This window comes from Sphingomonas sp. VDB2 (genome assembly GCF_047946695.1).
In the GTDB taxonomy this organism is placed as follows: domain Bacteria; phylum Pseudomonadota; class Alphaproteobacteria; order Sphingomonadales; family Sphingomonadaceae; genus Sphingobium; species Sphingobium bisphenolicum.
The window spans coordinates 300,548-318,085 of sequence record NZ_CP159615.1 but is presented as its reverse complement, the minus strand read 5'-3'; the positions used below and the strand labels follow the sequence as shown (position 1 = coordinate 318,085).

General features: G+C 64.8%; 14 protein-coding genes. 9 read left to right on the top strand and 5 right to left on the bottom strand.

Annotated elements, in window-relative coordinates:
* Nucleotides 1-30: 30 nt before the first annotated feature.
* Complete coding sequence (locus ABT375_RS01545) at nucleotides 31-888, top strand: DUF817 domain-containing protein (protein ID WP_416463871.1); 858 nt, start codon at nucleotides 31-33, stop codon at nucleotides 886-888.
* Here ABT375_RS01545 and ABT375_RS01540 read toward each other — a convergent pair.
* Nucleotides 876-2,240, bottom strand: coding sequence for a methyl-accepting chemotaxis protein (locus ABT375_RS01540; protein WP_261936752.1), 1,365 nt, complete (start codon nucleotides 2,238-2,240; stop codon nucleotides 876-878). The two genes, ABT375_RS01545 and ABT375_RS01540, sit on opposite strands and share 13 nt — an antisense overlap.
* A gap of 144 nt (nucleotides 2,241-2,384) precedes the next feature.
* Between ABT375_RS01540 and ABT375_RS01535 the strand changes: the two genes are divergently transcribed.
* Nucleotides 2,385-3,560, top strand: coding sequence for a vWA domain-containing protein (locus tag ABT375_RS01535; RefSeq protein WP_416464959.1), 1,176 nt, complete (start codon nucleotides 2,385-2,387; stop codon nucleotides 3,558-3,560).
* A 107-nt stretch (nucleotides 3,561-3,667) separates the two neighbouring features.
* Here the strand turns inward: ABT375_RS01535 and ABT375_RS01530 are convergent, their stop codons facing one another.
* Complete coding sequence (locus ABT375_RS01530; protein WP_416463870.1) at nucleotides 3,668-4,753, bottom strand: anhydro-N-acetylmuramic acid kinase; 1,086 nt, start codon at nucleotides 4,751-4,753, stop codon at nucleotides 3,668-3,670.
* A gap of 55 nt (nucleotides 4,754-4,808) precedes the next feature.
* On the opposite strand from ABT375_RS01530, the gene tyrS reads away from it, so the two are divergent.
* Together tyrS and ABT375_RS01520 are read left to right on the top strand one after the other, a co-directional pair.
* Nucleotides 4,809-6,026, top strand: a complete 1,218-nt coding sequence (tyrS, locus tag ABT375_RS01525; RefSeq protein ID WP_224549251.1) for a tyrosine--tRNA ligase — start codon at nucleotides 4,809-4,811, stop codon at nucleotides 6,024-6,026.
* Between the two features lie 130 nt (nucleotides 6,027-6,156).
* Entirely contained in the window at nucleotides 6,157-6,513 is a 357-nt protein-coding gene (locus ABT375_RS01520) for a PilZ domain-containing protein (RefSeq protein WP_416463869.1), read from the top strand.
* Here the strand turns inward: ABT375_RS01520 and ABT375_RS01515 are convergent.
* Together ABT375_RS01515 and recG are read right to left on the bottom strand one after the other, a co-directional pair.
* Complete coding sequence (locus ABT375_RS01515; protein ID WP_416463868.1) at nucleotides 6,485-7,606, bottom strand: mechanosensitive ion channel family protein; 1,122 nt, start codon at nucleotides 7,604-7,606, stop codon at nucleotides 6,485-6,487. The two genes, ABT375_RS01520 and ABT375_RS01515, sit on opposite strands and share 29 nt — an antisense overlap.
* A gap of 75 nt (nucleotides 7,607-7,681) precedes the next feature.
* A complete protein-coding gene (recG, locus tag ABT375_RS01510) occupies nucleotides 7,682-9,745 on the bottom strand; it encodes an ATP-dependent DNA helicase RecG (protein WP_261935049.1) in 2,064 nt (687 codons plus the stop codon).
* Between the two features lie 86 nt (nucleotides 9,746-9,831).
* On the opposite strand from recG, the gene ABT375_RS01505 reads away from it, so the two are divergent.
* The 5 genes from ABT375_RS01505 (at nucleotide 9,832) to ABT375_RS01485 (ending at nucleotide 15,454) form a co-directional block, all read left to right on the top strand.
* Nucleotides 9,832-10,098: a succinate dehydrogenase assembly factor 2 gene (locus ABT375_RS01505; protein ID WP_224549258.1), complete on the top strand. Its 267-nt coding sequence runs from the start codon at nucleotides 9,832-9,834 to the stop codon at nucleotides 10,096-10,098.
* 125 nt (nucleotides 10,099-10,223) lie between these two features.
* The gene (gene mfd, locus ABT375_RS01500) at nucleotides 10,224-13,697 is read left to right on the top strand and encodes a transcription-repair coupling factor (protein ID WP_416463867.1); all 3,474 of its coding nucleotides are present in this window, start codon (nucleotides 10,224-10,226) and stop codon (nucleotides 13,695-13,697) included.
* Nucleotides 13,698-13,834: 137 nt separating this feature from the next.
* Entirely contained in the window at nucleotides 13,835-14,245 is a 411-nt protein-coding gene (locus tag ABT375_RS01495; RefSeq protein ID WP_416463866.1) for a hypothetical protein, read from the top strand.
* A 34-nt stretch (nucleotides 14,246-14,279) separates the two neighbouring features.
* Nucleotides 14,280-14,984, top strand: a complete 705-nt coding sequence (locus tag ABT375_RS01490) for a TorF family putative porin (RefSeq protein WP_416463865.1) — start codon at nucleotides 14,280-14,282, stop codon at nucleotides 14,982-14,984.
* A gap of 74 nt (nucleotides 14,985-15,058) precedes the next feature.
* The gene (locus ABT375_RS01485) at nucleotides 15,059-15,454 is read left to right on the top strand and encodes an MAPEG family protein (protein ID WP_416463864.1); all 396 of its coding nucleotides are present in this window, start codon (nucleotides 15,059-15,061) and stop codon (nucleotides 15,452-15,454) included.
* Here the strand turns inward: ABT375_RS01485 and ABT375_RS01480 are convergent.
* Entirely contained in the window at nucleotides 15,451-17,493 is a 2,043-nt protein-coding gene (locus ABT375_RS01480; RefSeq protein ID WP_416463863.1) for a putative bifunctional diguanylate cyclase/phosphodiesterase, read from the bottom strand. The two genes, ABT375_RS01485 and ABT375_RS01480, sit on opposite strands and share 4 nt — an antisense overlap.
* Between the last annotated feature and the right edge of the window lie 45 nt (nucleotides 17,494-17,538).

Here is a 17,538-nt window from a genome sequence, read left to right as displayed (position 1 = left end):
CCCGCTGAAAATCGGCTTTGATCCGCCCTTATGATTCAGCCGCGAGACGCGACCCGTTTTGCCCGTGTCCGCGCGCGGCTGGAAACGATCCAGATCGCGCCTGGCCCACCGGCATGGGCGTTCGAATTTCTCCTCTTCGGCTTCAAGCAAGGCTGGGCCTGCCTGTTCGGCGGCCTGATGCTGACGCTCCTGCTGGCAACGCACCTCTTCTATCCATCCGAAGCGCCGCTTCACCGTTATGATTTCCTTACGCTGGCGGCGCTCTCCATTCAGGCTGCCATGCTGGGCTTCCGGCTCGAAAGCTGGAGCGAGGCGAAGGTCATCTTCGCGTTCCACCTCATCGGCACGGTCATGGAATTGTTCAAGACCCATACCGGTTCGTGGATCTATCCGGAAGCCAGTCTGCTCCATGTCGGCCCCGTCCCGCTCTTCTCAGGCTTCATGTATGCAGCGGTAGGCAGCTATATCGCGCGCATCTGGCGCATCTTCGACTTCCGCTTCACCTATTATCCGCCGGTCTGGGCCACGGCGCTGCTGGCCGCCACGATCTACGTCAATTTCTTTGCCCATCATTGGCTGCCGGACATGCGCTTGGCGCTGTTCGCTGCGGCAATCCTGCTGTTCGGCCGCACCTGGATTGTCTTTACGCCCTGGCACATACCGCGACGGATGCCGCTCCTCATCGGCTTCATCCTCGTCGCCCTGTTCATATGGTTCGCGGAAAATATCGGCACCTTCGCCAATGCCTGGACCTATCCCGATCAACGGCATGGCTGGCAGATGGTGAGCGTCGCCAAACTGGGCAGCTGGTATCTGCTGATCATCATCTCGTTCGTGCTCGTGTCCTTGATCCACGGCATGGGCACGAAGCGCGATCAGATCAGATAACCGACCTCGTACAGTCCCCAGCGTCGCCCGCCGAAGACCAGGGGCACGAACACGCTGCGCAGCGCGCGGTATCGACCTTCGCCCAGATCCTGCCGATAGGTATAGAGGAAGAAGTCGCCCTCTTCCTGCAACGCCCGGCTGGTCTGGCTGTCCATGAAAATCTGCCGGTTGCGGGCATTCTCCATATTCCAGTCGTGAGCACCGGCCCGCTGCGGCTGGCAGCGCGCGCTGATATGGGTGGGCAGATAGCCATTAATGTCGAGCAGGCAGCAGCCGACGATCGCACTGTCCTCGCCCGTGCGCCGGTCCAGTACCGGCCGCAACATGCCGTCGGCGAAATGGGTGAAGCCGTTGAGATATTGGGGCGGCGCCGATCCTTCGATCAGGCGATAGTCAGTGTCGAATAGCTGCGACAGGCTGATCTCCCCCGTCTCCAGCGCCCGTTCGATCAGCGCGCCCACCTCGTCTGCGCCATCTTCCGCCAGTCCGATATAGCGGCTGTTTCGCGTCTTCTGCGGACCGTGCGCGGCGGTATTCAGCATGGCGTTGGCCATGCCCTCCAGCCCTTCGAGCTGCTCACGCGCGACATCGACCCGCGCAGCGCTGTCGCTGGCGGACCGGCTGAACGTCGCAAGCCCATGGCGCAGTGCATTGACGTCGCCGTCGGCCGCATCGGTGCAGGTGACGATGGCGTCCGATCGTTCGCCGAACTGGGTGACGAGCGAAGCGATTTCCGCCATGCTGAGCCGCAGTCGGTCGATATGCGCACCCGCCCCCCGGCCGCGCACGATATTGGCCTCCACCCCGCCGATCAGATGACGCGCATCCCGATCCAGCTGGATCAGCTTGTCGCCGGCCGACGCCGCGGATTCGCCCGCTTGCCCCGCCAGGCGCCTGATCTCGTCCGCCACCACGGCAAAGCCCTGCGTCGCTGCGCCACCGCGCGCCGCCTCGATCGCGGCATTGACCCCCAGCATTCGTGTCTGCCGCGCGATCGCGCCCAGTTCCTCGCTGATATCGCCCACCGCTTCGATCACGGTCAGGAACTGGCGCAAATGCGCCTCCAGCCCGGTGACATGCTCCACCAGCCCCGCGACCTCGCCCAGCGACAGGCCAATCACCTCATGTCCGTCGGCGATGATGCGTCCGGCGCGCCGTGCGGTCAGACTCAGCTCCTGCGCCGCGGCCACGCTCTCATTCTGGCTGGCGGCCAGCGTTTCCATATTGGCCTGCAAATTCGCCAGATGCGCGGAATCGCCCTGGATACGACGGTTCAACTCGCCGAGATATCCAGCCGTTTCGCTGCACTGCAATGCGATGTCGCCCGACCGTTCCCCCAGATCAGCCAGCAAGTCCCTGTTTTCCAAGCGCGCCCCTGCTCATCTTTGTGCCGCGGATAGTGACGGATTAACCATGCACTGCAACACTTAATATTCGGACAATCCATGCGACGACGGCAGCTTGCATCGCGCCGCGCGCTGGCCGACAAGCGGACCATGCTGCTCAACTTTCTCGATGCGCTCCGCGCCGCCGGCATCAACGCCAGCATCAAGGAGCATCTGCTGCTGCTCGAAGCGCTCGACCGCGACGTCATCGCCCGGCGGCCGGAGGATTTCTATTATCTCGCCCGCGCCACCTATGTGAAGGACGAAGGGCTGCTCGACCGGTTCGACCAGGTGTTCGCCAAGGTGTTCAAGGGCGTGCTGGGCCAGGATGGGGTCGAGGCGGAGATACCCGAGGAATGGCTGCGCCTCGCCGCCGAAAAATTCCTCAGCCCCGAGGAAATGGAGAAGATCAGATCCCTGGGCGACTGGGACGAGATCATGAAAACGCTCAAGGAGCGGCTGGAGGAGCAGAAGGGCCGGCATCAGGGCGGCAACAAGTGGATTGGCACCGGCGGCACCTCCCCTTTCGGTAATGGCGGCTACAATCCGGAAGGCGTGCGGATCGGCGGCGAATCCCGGCACAAGCGCGCAATCAAGGTCTGGGAAAAGCGCGAATTCGCCAATCTCGACAATGCCAAGGAACTGGGCACCCGCAACATCAAGGTCGCGCTGCGCCGCCTGCGCCGCTTCGCGCGCGAAGGCGCGGCCGATGAACTGGACCTCGATGAAACAATCCGCGGCACCGCACGACAGGGCTGGCTCGACATCCGTATGCGGCCCGAACGGCATAATGCGGTCAAGCTGCTGCTCTTCCTCGACGTCGGCGGATCGATGGACCCGTTCGTCACGCTGTGCGAGGAACTGTTTTCAGCCGCGACCGGCGAATTCAAGAATATGGAATTCTTCTACTTCCACAATTGCCTCTATGAAGGCGTGTGGAAGGATAATCGCCGCCGCTTTTCGGAGCGTATCCCGACCTGGGACATCCTCCACAAATATGGCCATGATTATAAGGTCATCTTCGTCGGCGACGCGGCAATGAGCCCTTATGAAATCGCCCATCCAGGTGGTTCGGTCGAACATATGAACGAGGAAGCCGGCGCCGTCTGGCTCCAGCGCGTCGCCCACACCTATCCCGCCTGCATCTGGCTCAACCCCGCGGCGCAAGCGCATTGGGGCTATAGCCAGTCGACGAAGATGATCCGCGACCTGATGAACGATCGCATGTACCCGCTGACGATCCAGGGCATAGACGCGGCGATGCGCGAACTGACGCGCAAACGGTGAACCATGGCGTCAAGGTCGACGGCCTGAGCCAGGCGCCGGCAGGGATGACAATGTAGAAATGCCAGCCTGCACCGCCCCCTTCATCGCCATTCTTACATCATTAGCCCTCATGACCGGAACAGCACCCCACCGGTCATCGGTTCGGGCGCGCCGGTGGTCCCCGGAAAGCTGATCGGCAGCCCCTTCAAATGCCGTACCGCCATATAAGCGAAGCCCTGCGCCTCCAGCGCGTCCCCGTTCCAGCCCAATCCATCGACCGACAGCACTGCCGCGCCGGTCCGCTCGGTCAGCATAGCCATGAGCACATCATTATGCCGTCCGCCACCCGCGACATGGATCGCTCGCGGCCGCTCCGGCAAGTGATCGACCGCCCGCGCCACTGCCGCCGCAGTGAAGGCCGTCAACGTCGCCGCGCCATCCTCCAGTGAAAGACCCTGCACCGTATCGGTGCTGAACTGCTCGCGATCAATGCTTTTGGGCGGCAGCGCGTCGAACCAGGGATCGGCCATCATCGCCGCCAACCGCGCCTCATCAACGCGCCCCCGCGCCGCACATGCCCCGCCCGCGTCATAGGCGGCATCGCCATGCGTCTGCATCCAATTGTCGATCAGCCCGCTCGCCATGCCGGTGTCGAACGCGATCAGCGTGCCGTCCGATCCGATGAAGGTAATGTTCGCCACCCCGCCCAGGTTGAGCACCGCCGCCGGCTTGTCCAGCCCCGCCGCCAGCGCCCGATGATAGACGGGCAACAGCGGTGCGCCCTGCCCGCCCGCCGCCACATCGGCGCTGCGCAGGTCGGCGACGACCGGAATGCCGAACGCCCCGGCCAGACCCACCCCGTCGCCGATCTGCCAGGTCCAGCCTCGATCGGGCCGATGCGCGACGGTATGGCCGTGAAAGCCGATCACGCCCACATCCTCGGCGATATGCCCGCTACGGCCCAGCAAATCCGCGACTGCCTGCACATGGCGCTCGGTCAGTTCCGCCTCGACCGAGGCGAGCAGCGGCTCGAAGCCAGGCTTATCCATCGCCATCGCCCGCTGGCACGCTTCGGCCAGCCGCAGGCGAAAGCCGTCATCATAGGCCATGGCGTGAAATTCGATCGCGTGGCTAAGCCCCTCGCCGTCCGTTTCGATCAGCGCCGCGTCGATTCCGTCGCGCGATGTGCCGGACATCAGGCCGATTGCCAACATGATCGAAAACTCCGCCTCTTTAACAGTCGCAACCGCAATGCTACAGGCGCGCGCCATGAGCAACTATCAGTCCGATCTTCTCCGCCTGCTCGACACGCGCGGCTATATCCACCAGCTGACCGACGCGCAGGGGCTTGACGCCCTTGCCAAAAGCCAGGTGGTGCCCGGCTATATCGGCTTCGATCCGACCGCCCCGTCGCTCCATGTCGGCAGCCTGGTGCAGATCATGATGCTGCGCCGGATGCAGCAGGCCGGCCATAAGCCGATCGTGCTGATGGGCGGCGGCACCGGCAAGATCGGCGACCCCAGCTTCAAGGATGAAGCCCGCAAGCTGATGACCGGCGACACGATCGCGTCCAACGTCGCCAGCATCAAGCGGGTGTTCGAAAAATTCCTGACCTTCGGCGAAGGCCCGACCGACGCGGTGATGGTCGATAATGCCGACTGGCTCGATGCTCTGGAATATATCCCCTTCCTGCGCGACATCGGCCAGCATTTTTCGGTCAACCGGATGCTCAGCTTCGACTCGGTCAAGATGCGCCTCGACCGCGAACAGTCGCTCAGCTTCCTCGAATTCAACTATATGATCCTGCAGGCCTACGACTTTCTCGAACTGTCGCGCCGCTCGGCCTGCCGCCTGCAGATGGGCGGCTCCGACCAGTGGGGCAATATCGTCAATGGCATCGAACTTTCGCGCCGGGTGGACGGCACGCAGGTCTTCGGCCTGACCAGCCCGCTCATCACCACCGCCGACGGTGGGAAGATGGGCAAGACCATGAACGGCGCGGTGTGGCTGAACGCCGACGCCCTGCCCGCCTATGACTATTGGCAATTCTGGCGCAACACCCAGGATGCCGATGTCGGCCGCTTCCTACGCCTCTTCACCGACCTGCCGCTGGACGAGATCGCCCGGCTGGAGGCGCTGGAAGGCGCGGAGATCAACGAGGCGAAGAAGATCCTGGCCCATGCCGCCACCGCCATGGCCCATGGCAAGGAGGCCGCGACCGCGGCCGCCGAAACCGCGCGCAAGACTTTCGAGGAAGGCGCGTCGGACGCCAACCTGCCGACCGTCAGCCTCGGCGCGGACGGCCTGAACGTCGTGCAGGCCACCACCGGCCTTGGCTTCGCCACCTCCAACAAGGAAGTGCGCCGCAAACTGGGCGAAGGCGCAATCCGGGTAAATGGCGATGTCGTCACCGACCCCGCCGTCACACTCAAGCCCGGCGATAAGCTGAGCTTCGGTGCGAAGAAGCACGGTCTGGTCGTCGCCTGAAATTCATCATTGCGAGCGCAGAGCGCTCGCAATGACCGACCATGGCAACAAACTGGCAAAAGAGCGTTAGCACCCGATTAACGCTCCTTCCTATCGACTCGTCCATTTCCAACGGCTTAGACTCGGGACCATGTCGTCCTCCGTCTTCGCCAATCTCGGCCATGTGCTACGCTCGCGCGACCCTGCGGTCGATCAACGCCGTGCGCAGCGCGAACTGGTCGACATGGTGAGCCATGTCACGGCGCAGGGGCGTAGTCATGGCGTACGGATCATCAATATCTCCGCCCTCGGCCTGATGTGCCGCAGCGACAGCGCCTTATTACAGGGCGAACGGGTCAGCATCTGGTTGCCGATCCTAAAGGACTATCCCGCTGAAATACGCTGGGTGGAGGATGGCCGGTTCGGCATGGAGTTTTACGAGCCGATCAGCCCCAAAATCTATGACGCGATGCTGTCGCTCATTCCGCCGCGCCGGACGGCCTGGTAATTTCCGGACTGATGGCGTCAAGTCCGGCGACGTCCAGCCGGGCTAAGCCCTCTCCTGTCTCCACCCGCTGACGCCCGCGCACCAGCGCTTCGGGCATCTCGGTGCGCAGGAAGCTCAACATAGCCTCCCGCACTTCGCAGCGCAGGTCGAACGCAATACCCGCATTGCGCGCGCTCAACAGCCCGCGCAGTTCCAGCGCGTCGGCGCGATGATCCGTCACCTGCAGGATCGCGACCCGCCCGTCCCAGCGGCCGTTCGCCTTCACCGCCTCGACGAATTGGGTGCGGATACGCTCGATATCCGCGGTGGGGTCGACATAGAGGAACACGGTGCCCAGCAGGTCGGACGTCTTGGTGGTCCAGTTCTGGAACGGTTTTTCCAGGAAGTAGGATACCGGCGCCACCATTCGCCGGTCGTCCCAGATACGGATGATGACATAGGTCAGCCTGATTTCCTCGACCCGCCCCCATTCGCCCTCGACGATCACGACGTCGTCAAGCCGGATCGGTTCGGAAAAGGCCATCTGCACGCCCGCGATCAGATTCTTGAGCGCCGGCTGAGCCGCCGCGCCGACCGCAAGCGCTGCAAGGCCCGCCGACGCCATCAACGACACGCCGATCGTCCGCACGCCCGGAATGGCGATCAGCATCATCGCGATCACGAAGAAGCCGATGATGCACTGGCAGATGCGGTAGAGGATGCTGATCTTGGTCCGCCGCCGCCGGGCTTTGAGATTATCCTCGACGCTGATGTCGGCGCGCTCCTCCAGCATCGCCTTGCCCGCGCGCATTACGCGGAAGATCAGCCAGCCGACCAGCAGCGCAAAGATCATCCGCGCCCCGATCGACCAGATATCTTCCGTGCCCGGCCCTACCTCGATCGACTTGAGGCCCGCGCCCAATGCCAGCAACACCACCAGCCATCGCGTCGGCTGGAAGATGGCGGGCAGCAGCACCGGCTCGATCTTCGAATGTTTCGCAACCCGCAGTGCGATCCAGTAGAGCGCCCAGTGGATCAGGAAAGCGGCAGCCACCGCAATGGCGATCGACATCGCCGCCATGGGCGTGATGTGGGTCAAACTTATATCCGTCATCGACAAGGCAACGCCATGACCGCTCTGACGTTTCGCAGTTGCAGCAAAAAAGCGACGAGCGGTTCCGTTGGAGGGCTATCCGCCCCGTAACAACCCCACAGCCGCATCCTTCTCGAACAGATACAGACATGTCCGCGCCGCCTGCCCCCGCGCGCTGTCCAGCCCGCCGTCCCGTTCGATCAGCAAATGCGCATCGTCCCGCGCGCTATCCACCAGCGCCGCGACATGCTCCGGCGTTGCGACCTTCAGTTCCGCCTCCCCCGACTGGCGCGTGCCCAGCACTTCGCCCGCGCCACGCAGCTTCAGATCCTCCTCGGCGATCCGGAATCCGTCATTCGTCTCGCGCATCAGCGCCAGTCGCGCGCGCGACGTCTCGCCCAGCGCATTGCCGCGCAGCAGCAGGCAGACCGACGGCTTGTCGCCACGCCCCACGCGCCCACGTAGCTGGTGGAGTTGCGCGAGGCCGAACCGCTCCGCCCCCTCGATGATGATGAGGCTGGAGTTGGGCACATCCACGCCCACTTCGATCACCGTCGTCGCCACCAATATCTGCGTGCGATTGGCGGCAAAGGCCTCCATCGCCGCATCCTTGTCCGGTCCCTTCATCCGGCCATGGACAAGGCCTACACGCGCCCCGAACCGCTGCCGCAGCGACTCCGCCCGCATTTCCGCCGCGGCCTGATCGCTCGTCTCGCTTTCCTCGACCAGCGGGCACACCCAATAGGCCTGCCCCCCGCCCTCGACATGGCGGGCCAGCGCCTCCACCACCTCGTCCAGCCGGCTGGCGGCCATGACGAGCGTCTGGATCGGCTGGCGCCCCGGCGGCATCTCGTCCAGCCGCGACACGTCCATCTCGCCATAATATGTCAGCGTCAGCGTGCGCGGAATCGGCGTCGCCGTCATCACCAGCAGATGCGGCGAGCGCTCCGCCTTGCTGGCCAGCATCATGCGCTGCGCCACGCCGAACCGATGCTGCTCGTCGATCACGGCCAGACCCAGCGCCTTATATTGCACCGCTTCCTGAAAGATGGCGTGGGTGCCGACAAGGATGTCTATGCTGCCGTCCGCCAGCCCCATCAGCGTGGCTTCCCGGACCTTGCCCTTCTCACGCCCGGTCAGGATCGCGATCTCGATCGGCAGGCCCGACGCCATTTTCCGCAGCGTCTCATGATGTTGCCGCGCCAAAATCTCGGTCGGCGCCAGCATCGCACCCTGCATCCCGGCCTCGACCGCGTTCAGCAGCGCCATCAGCGCCACCAAGGTCTTGCCCGACCCGACATCGCCCTGAAGCAGCCGCAGCATCGGCGTCGCCTGCGCCATGTCGCCTTCGATCTCGCCGATCGCCCGTCGCTGCGCGCCCGTAGGCGCGAAGGGCAATTTCAGCATGTCCCGCAATCGCCCATCGCCCTGGATCGAGACACCCCGCCGCCTGCGCGAGGATTGCCGCACCAGCATCAGCGCCAACTGTCCGGCGAAAATCTCGTCATAGGCCAGTCGCTCGCGCGCCATGGCGTCGGACGGGTCGGCATGAACCCGACCCAGTGCTTCGCGCCAGGCAGGCCAATCCTTGCGCGCCAGCAGGCTCGGCTCGATCCATTCGGGCAGGTCGGGCGCGCGGCTCAGCGCCTGTCCCGCAATGTCACGCATCCGGTTGTTGGTCAGCCCTTCGGATAGCCCATAGACAGATTCGCGCGGCGGCACCGTGCCGCCTTCTTCGGGCGGCAACACATAGTCCGGGTGGACGATCTGGAGATTGTCGCCATAGGCCTCCAGCTTCCCCGACACGAATTTCGGCTCGTTCAATGGCAGCAATTTGCGCGGCCAGCCGCTATTCCGGCCGAAATAGACCAGCGCCACATGATTGCCGTAGCGATCGACCGCATCGACGCGAAAGGGCGCGCGCGCGCTGCCGCTGGCGCGATAATCGACCGGCGTCAGTTCGATCCCGACCACTCGCCCGGCATCGGCCATGTCCAGCCTGTCGGTCAGGTGGCGGTCCACCCAGCTAACCGGCAGATGAAAGGCGACATCGACCGCCCGCGCCAGCCCCAGCCGCTCCAGAGGACGGGCCAGCGTGGGGCCGATCCCCTTGAACAGGGATATTTCGGCAAAGAGCGGATTGAGAATATCGGGTCGCATGGCTATCTGGCTGCCTGTAGCTGAGCAGGGGCGGTCATACAAATCCCCGATCGGCCATTTTGCCATGCCCGCAAAAGGAACAAATTGTGAACGACACCCCCCTGATGCGCCGTCTGAAATTTCGGGCCTGGCACCGCGGCACGCGCGAATCGGATTACACGGTCGGCGGTTTCTTCGAACGCTATCATGCGGAATGGAATGCGGAAGAGATCGATTGGTTCGAACGGTTCATGGAGGAGCAGGACGCCGACATCATCGGCTGGGCGCTCGGCACCATCCCAGTGCCGGACGAATGGAAAGGCCCGATGATGGACAAGTTCCTGAAGCTCGATTTCGTGAAGATCGAGAACTGATCCTCGTCATCCCCGCGACCCGAAGAGCGGCCGCAAGCCAGCGCGGGGATCCATCTTCTAACGGACCAATTAGGCGACAGGCCGGGAGATAAATTCCCGCCTTCGCGGGAATGACGAAAAGCAGAATGACCGATCTCCAGAAAATCCTGAAGGCGAAGGCGCCGCTCACCCTGTCCGGCGTGCCCGCAGGCTTCCAGCCCTGGCTGCTGGCCGACATCGCCCGCGCGGCGGGGGCCGCTGGCGGCCGTGCCGTCTTCATCGCGTCCGACGAACAGTTGATGCGTGCGGTCGCAGACACGGCGCATTATTTCGCGCCAGAGATCGAGATCATCGAAATCCCGGCCTGGGATTGCCTGCCCTACGATCGCGCCAGCCCCTCGCTGCGCGCCGCCTCCGCGCGCCTGGCGGGACTCCATGCGCTGCAAGCCCCGCCCAAAGGCCCGCAACTGGTCCTCACCACGCTGGCGGCCATGACCCAGCGCACGCTCACCCCCTTCCGCGTGCGTCAGCTTGTCGCCAAACTCGCGCCCAAGGAACGGATCGCGATCCAGACGCTGGCCGCCATGCTCCAGGCCAACGGCTATGTCCGTACCGACACGGTCCACGACCGGGGCGAATTCGCCATTCGCGGCGGCATCGTCGACCTGTTCCCCGGCGGCGAGGAACAACCGCTCCGCCTCGACTTCTTCGGCGACGAGATCGAGACGGTCCGCCGATTCGACGCGGCCGACCAGCGCACGATCGAAAATGTCGATGGCTTCACCCTCCTCCCCGCCTCCGAAGCGCTGCTGGACGAAGACACGATCAAGCGGTTCCGCAGCCGCTACCGCGAGACGTTCGGCGCGACCGCGACCGGCGACCCGCTCTATCAGGCGGTCAGCGACGGCCGCCGCCTGGCGGGCATGGAACATTGGCTCCCCCTGTTCGAGGAAAAGCTCGTCCCCCTCGCCGACCATCTGGGCGATGACGCCGTCCTGATCCGCGATCCCGGCGTCGCGGGCGCGGCGGAAAACCGGTTCGAGGCGATCCGCGACTATCATGCCAACCGCGTCCAGGCGAAGTCGGCCGATCCTGGCGCCTACCGTCCGCTCAAACCCGACTCGCTCTATCTCGACGCCACCGAATGGGACGCCGCCGTCGCCACGCGGCGGATGCACCACACCACGCCCTTCCACGAACCGGAAAGTGCGACCGTCCTCGACTTCGCCGTCGACGGCCCCCGTGATTTCGCCCCCGAACGCGCGCAGAACAGCAACATCTACGAAGCGGTCAGCAAGCATATCGCCAGCCTGCGCCGGACCAAAAAAAAGATCGTCATCGCCAGCTATTCGCTCGGCGCACGCGAACGCCTGTCCGGCCTGCTCGCCGACCATGACGTCCCCCGCCTCGCCACCGCCGACGGCTGGCAAGAAGCGCTGGGCGTCGCCGCCAGTGGCAGCGTCACGCTCACCGTCCTGCCGCTCGACCACGGCTTCACCGCACCCGACGTTGCCGTCCTCACCGAACAGGACATGCTCGGCGACCGCCTGGTCCGTCGCGCCAAGCGCAAGAAAAGCGCCGACGCCTTCCTACAGGAACTGGCCACCCTCTCGCCCGGCGACCTCGTCGTCCACATGGATCACGGCATCGGCCGCTATGAAGGGCTGACGCAGATTCCGGTCAGCAAGGCCGCCCATGATTGCGTCGCCCTGACCTATGCTGGTGGCGACAAACTCTACGTTCCGGTTGAAAATCTCGAAGTTCTCTCCCGCTACGGCAGCGAGAATGAAGGCGTCAGCCTCGACAAGCTGGGCGGCGAAGCCTGGCAGCGGCGCAAGGCGAAGATGAAGGAGCGCATCCGCGAAATTGCGGGTGAACTCCTGAAAACCGCCGCCGAACGCGCCCTGCGCGCCGCAACCGTCGCCGAACCGGATCAGGCCGGATACCCCGCTTTCGTAGATCGCTTCCCCTATCAGGAGACGGACGATCAGGACCGCGCGATCAACGACGTGGTGGAGGATCTGGGATCGGGCAAGCCCATGGACCGCCTTGTCTGCGGCGACGTCGGCTTCGGCAAGACCGAGGTCGCGCTCCGCGCGGCCTTCGTCGCGGCCATGGCCGGAATGCAGGTCGTGGTCATCTGCCCGACTACCCTCCTCGCGCGCCAGCATCATATGCAGTTCGAGGAGCGGTTCCGCGGCTTTCCGGTCAATATCGGCCGCCTCTCCCGCCTCGTCCCGGACAAGGAGGCGAAGGCGACCAAGGCGGGTCTGGCCGAGGGCACGATCGACATCGTCGTGGGCACTCACGCGCTGCTCGCCAAGGGACTGGAGTTCAAGCGGCTCGGCCTCGTCATCGTGGACGAGGAACAGCGGTTCGGCGTCACCCATAAGGAACGGCTGAAGTCCCTCAAGACCGACGTCCATGTCCTGACCCTCACTGCAACGCCGATCCCCCGCACGCTGCAAATGGCGATGTCGGGCTTGCGCGAACTATCGGTCATCCAGACCCCGCCGGTCGATCGCCTCGCGGTGCGCACCTACATCATGCCCTGGGACGGCGTAGTCATCCGCGAAGCGCTGCTGCGTGAACATTATCGCGGCGGACAGAGCTTCTTCGTCGTCCCCCGCATCGCCGACCTGACCGAGATCGAGGAGTATCTCCGCAACGAGGTGCCGGAGATCAAGGCCATCGTCGCCCATGGCCAGATGAGCGCAACCGAAGTGGAGGAGCGCATGTCCGCCTTCTACGACAAGCGCTACGATGTGCTGCTGTCCACCACCATCGTGGAATCCGGCCTGGACATCCCCAGCGCCAACACGCTCATCATCCATCGTGCCGACCGCTTCGGCCTTGCCCAGCTCTACCAACTCCGCGGCCGCGTCGGCCGATCCAAGACGCGCGCCTATGCCTATATGACGACACCCGCCAACCGTATCATCACGGAAACGGCGGAAAAGCGGCTCAAGGTTCTCTCGGACCTCGACACGCTGGGCGCTGGCTTCCAGCTTGCCTCCCACGATCTCGACATTCGCGGCGCGGGCAACCTGGTCGGTGACGAACAGTCGGGCCATATCAAGGAAGTCGGCTTCGAACTCTACCAGTCGATGCTGGAAGAGGCGATCATGGACGCCAAGGCCGGCGGCGTCGGGATCGAAAAACGCAGCGACAGCTTCTCCCCCCAGATCAGCGTCGACGCGCCCATCCTCATCCCCGACGATTATGTGCCGGACCTCGATCTGCGCATGGGCCTCTACCGCCGCATCAACGACATCGAGGACCGTCAGGGCCTCGAATCCTTCGCCGCCGAACTGATCGACCGTTTCGGGAAGCTCCCGCTGCCCACGCAAAACCTGCTCAAGATCATAGAGATCAAGCAGAATTGCATGACAGCGAACATCGCCAAAATCGACATGGGTGCCAAGGGCGCGCTGGTCAGCTTCTTCGAAGACCGCTTCCCCAATCCCGCGGGTCTGGTCGCCTACGTCCAGCGCCTGGATGGCGTCGCCCGCCTGCGCCCCGACAGCAAGATCGTCGTCAATCGCGCCTGGCCCGATCCGCAGGCGCGCCTGAACGGCGCTTTGCAACTGTCGAAGGGGCTGGCCAAGGCGGCGGGGTAAAACGGATCGCGTCGCTTCCACCTAGACCCTCAAGTCGCCATTCCTCATCATCCAGCAAACAAGCAGCAACAGGGGAAACCTAAATCCGCTTTTGACGACCGGCCAGCAAAGTCCGGCGTCACAGCAGGAGAATTGACATGAGCATCACCCTAATCGCGCTCGCGGCTGCCGCCGCGTCCCATAGCGTCTCGATCGAACATCACGGCCAGCAGCTCGGCGCAACCTACACCGCCCGCGCGGAAATGCGCACCAGGACCGTTGGCGCCAAAGTCCCCAACCGGATGGATGCCCAGCGCTGCCAATGGACCGCGACCATCGTCGTTGATCGCAAGCTGGACCATGGCCCAGCGCTGGCCCGCACTATCGCGACCGACAAGCAGTTTTCTGGCAGCGAAGCAGGCGCCTGCACCCCCGGCCGCCAGTCGGGCGAGCGCAATCTCGCCCAGCATCAGGACAAGATTGCGGCGCATCTGGTCGCGGTGGCGCAGGCCGATCGCGCGCCGCTGCTGGCCGAACTGGATTCGGTGCGCAATCTTGCGTCGAACTGATCGTTTCCATCGCCTGGCATGGCTGGGAGCGATCATGCTCGCCGGCCATGCCGTTCCGGCCGCCGCGCAGATGGCGTCCGACCCGACCGTCACACTCGAAGCCGCCAGCGACGAACGTCGCCGCGGCCTTAGTTGGAGCGACGGCGATCCCGTGCTGCGCGGAACGGTGTCGGTGCCGGTCGCGCAAGGGCTCAGCCTCGATGGCACGGCCACCACGCTCTGGGGCAGCAACCGCCATGGCGACGCCGATGCCGTGATCGACCTGGGCGCCACCTATATGCGGCAGCTAGGCGGCTGGCGGCTGAGCGCGGAGGGGCGCTACCATCTCTTCCCCGGCGCATCCGGCGCGAATGGCGACGGATGGGGCTATGGCGAAGTCGGCGCGATCGCCGGTTTCTCACTCGGCCCTGCCAGCATGGATTTGGCCGCTCGCTATGCCCCGCGCCAGTCGGCGATCGGCGGCGACAACCTCTATCTGTCGGCCAGTTCCGCTGTCGGCATCCCCGGCACACCGCTTACGCTGTCGGGCCATGTCGGCCACTCTTCGGGCGATGTACGTGACGCCCCGCGCGCCACACGGCTCCGTCCCGATGGCGGCTATTGGGACCATGGCGTTGCGCTCGACTGGTATAGGGGCCGCTGGTCCGCCGGCCTGCGCTATGCCAACAGCAGCATCGACGGCCCCGCCAGCCGCCATGCCGGCGCCAGCCTGATCGCCAAGGTCGGATTGACGCTTTAGGCCACCGCCTATTCCGCTTGTTATGCAGCGGCCGCAGACCTATCCTTCCCCCTCCATATGGAGGGGGAAATATCATGCCCGTCGAACTCACGATCCTGGCCTGGTCCATGGTTCTGCTGCTGGTCCACATATTCGCCGCGGCCCATGTGAAGACGAAGCAATATGGCCCCAAATGGAATATGGGCGCCCGCGACGAAAAACTGCCGCCCCTCCATCCGCTCGCGGGACGTCTGGTCCGCGCGGAAGCCAATTTCAAGGAAACCCTGCCCATTGCCATCGTCGCGCTCATTGGCGTGGTGGTGGCGGACAAGACCAGCGAATGGACGGCCATGGGCGGCTGGATCTGGCTGGGCGCGCGGGTCGTCTATCTGCCGCTCTACGCAGCGGGCATCCCGGTGGTCCGCACCGTCATCTTCCTGGCTAGCCTGGTCGGTATATTGATCGCCCTCTGGCCGCTGCTGACTGTCTAAGTCGCCAGGACCAGATTGATGAGGTCGGCGGAAGACACGCCCGCCGACCGCAGGAAGCCCTGATAAAAATCGCATCCCTCGCGGGCGAGCAGATGCAACTGCTCCTCCGTCTCCACGCCCTCGGCGATCACTTTGAGGCCCAGAGACTTGGCCATGTGGATGACACCGCGCACGATAATGCGGTCGCGGGCCGTGCCGGCAATATCCTGCGCCAGTCCGCTGTCGATCTTGAGATAGTCGAGCGGCAGATTCTTGAGATAGGAGAGGCTGGAATAGCCGGTGCCGAAATCGTCGATCGCCACCCCCAGCCCTTCCGTCCTCAACGCCGTGAGCAGCGCCGACGCCGCGCCGACATCCTCGATCAGCCCGCTTTCGGTAATCTCCACCGTCAGGCGCGACCGTGGGAAGCCGCTGCGATCGACCAGCCCCAGCAGACCGGTCATGAAGCCCGGCTGGGCGATGTCGGCCGCGGTGACGTTGATCGACAGACGCAGGTCGGACAGCGCGCGCGGCCAGGCCGCCGCCTGCCGCAACGCCTCCGCCTGGATATGCGCCGACAGAGGCAGCATATAGTCGGATCGTTCGGCGGTAGCGAATAAAATGCCTGCGCCCAGCGGCCCGTAATGGGGATGATTCCAGCGCGCCAGCGCCTCCACGCCGCTGATCTTGTCGCTGTCGACCGGATATTGCGGCTGGAACACGATGCCGATCTCGCCCCGGTCCAGAGCCAGGCGCAGGTCCGTCTCCAGCCGGTCGGCATCTACCTGGCGGCTATGTTTTTCGGCCGACAGGATGCGGATGCCTTCGCCGCCTGCCTGCCGCGCATCGGACAGGGCCGTGCCCGCACGCCGCAGCAACTGGGTGGCGTCATCCTCCGTCCGGGCCTGCGCAATGCCGCAACGGGCGATCAGGCGGATGAGGTGATCGCCCGCGCTGAACGGCTGCCCGACCGCGCCGATCAGTTGCCGCGCCAGAAAGGTCGCCCGGTCACTCCCGGCTGCTTCGCCGGTCAGGCCGACCAGAAATTCCGTTCCCGCGATGCGGGCGACCATGGTGCCGGGCGCGACATCGTCGACCATCCGCTCGATCCGCCGCGCGATCCGGCCCAGCAGAGCGTCGCCGACAACCTGGCCATAGGCCGCGTTCATCCGGTCGAACTGGCTGATCGACAGTAGCAGGATCGTGGTGGCAAGGCCCGCCCGCCGATCCAGCCAGTCGAGCGCCGCCTGACGCGACCGCAGCCCGGTCAGATAATCGCGCGTGGCGCCATCCTGCGCCTGCCCGTCCGACAACCACTCGACATCGGCGGCGATCGCACCGTCGCTATGACGCAGATGATGGACCAGCCGCTGGCCCGGTCGTTCGGGCAAGGCATGGGCGAGCGCAGCCGGTCGCCCTGCGCGCCTCATCGCTCTCAGCCCGGCCAGCACCGCCCGACGCTCGACACGGGGCAGCCGGCGCACCAGCGCGGCCGGCGCGATCCGCGTGTCGTCCAATCCCATATGCCGCGCCAGATTGTCGCTCAACCGCAACTGTCCGTCACGCCCGAGCGCCCAATAGAGCGCGTCGCCGCGCCGGATGCGCTGCGCGCGCTGGTTATGCGCGACACCGCCGCCCAGCCTTTCCACCAGTCGATGCGCGGACGCCAGGGCGGCGCGCAAGCCCATGTCGCTGATCGGCCCCACCAGATAATGGGTCGCGCCAACCGCCAGCAAGGCAGGAGCCTGGTCCAGATGCTCCGGATCGATCAATATCAGTATCGCACCGCCGCCCGCTTCCATCGCCGGGACCAGCGGCGTCAGCAGCGCCTCGACATTGCCGCCGCCGCGCAAATCGACCAGGGCCACCTGCGCTTCGCTATGCAGATAACGCTGCGGCGCATCCTTCGCTCTTCGTGCGCCAATAGCGCGCCAGCCGGCACGCTGCGCGGCCTGGCTTAATCCGTCGCGGTCTCCGGGCGACAGGATGAACAGGCTGCGCTGGCCCCCGCCGCTCTGGCCCCCGCCGCTCTGGTCCCCGCCGCTCTGGTCCGCGCTCACAATCTTCTTTCCCCGGCGCCGCGCATCGCCACGCCCTAGCATATA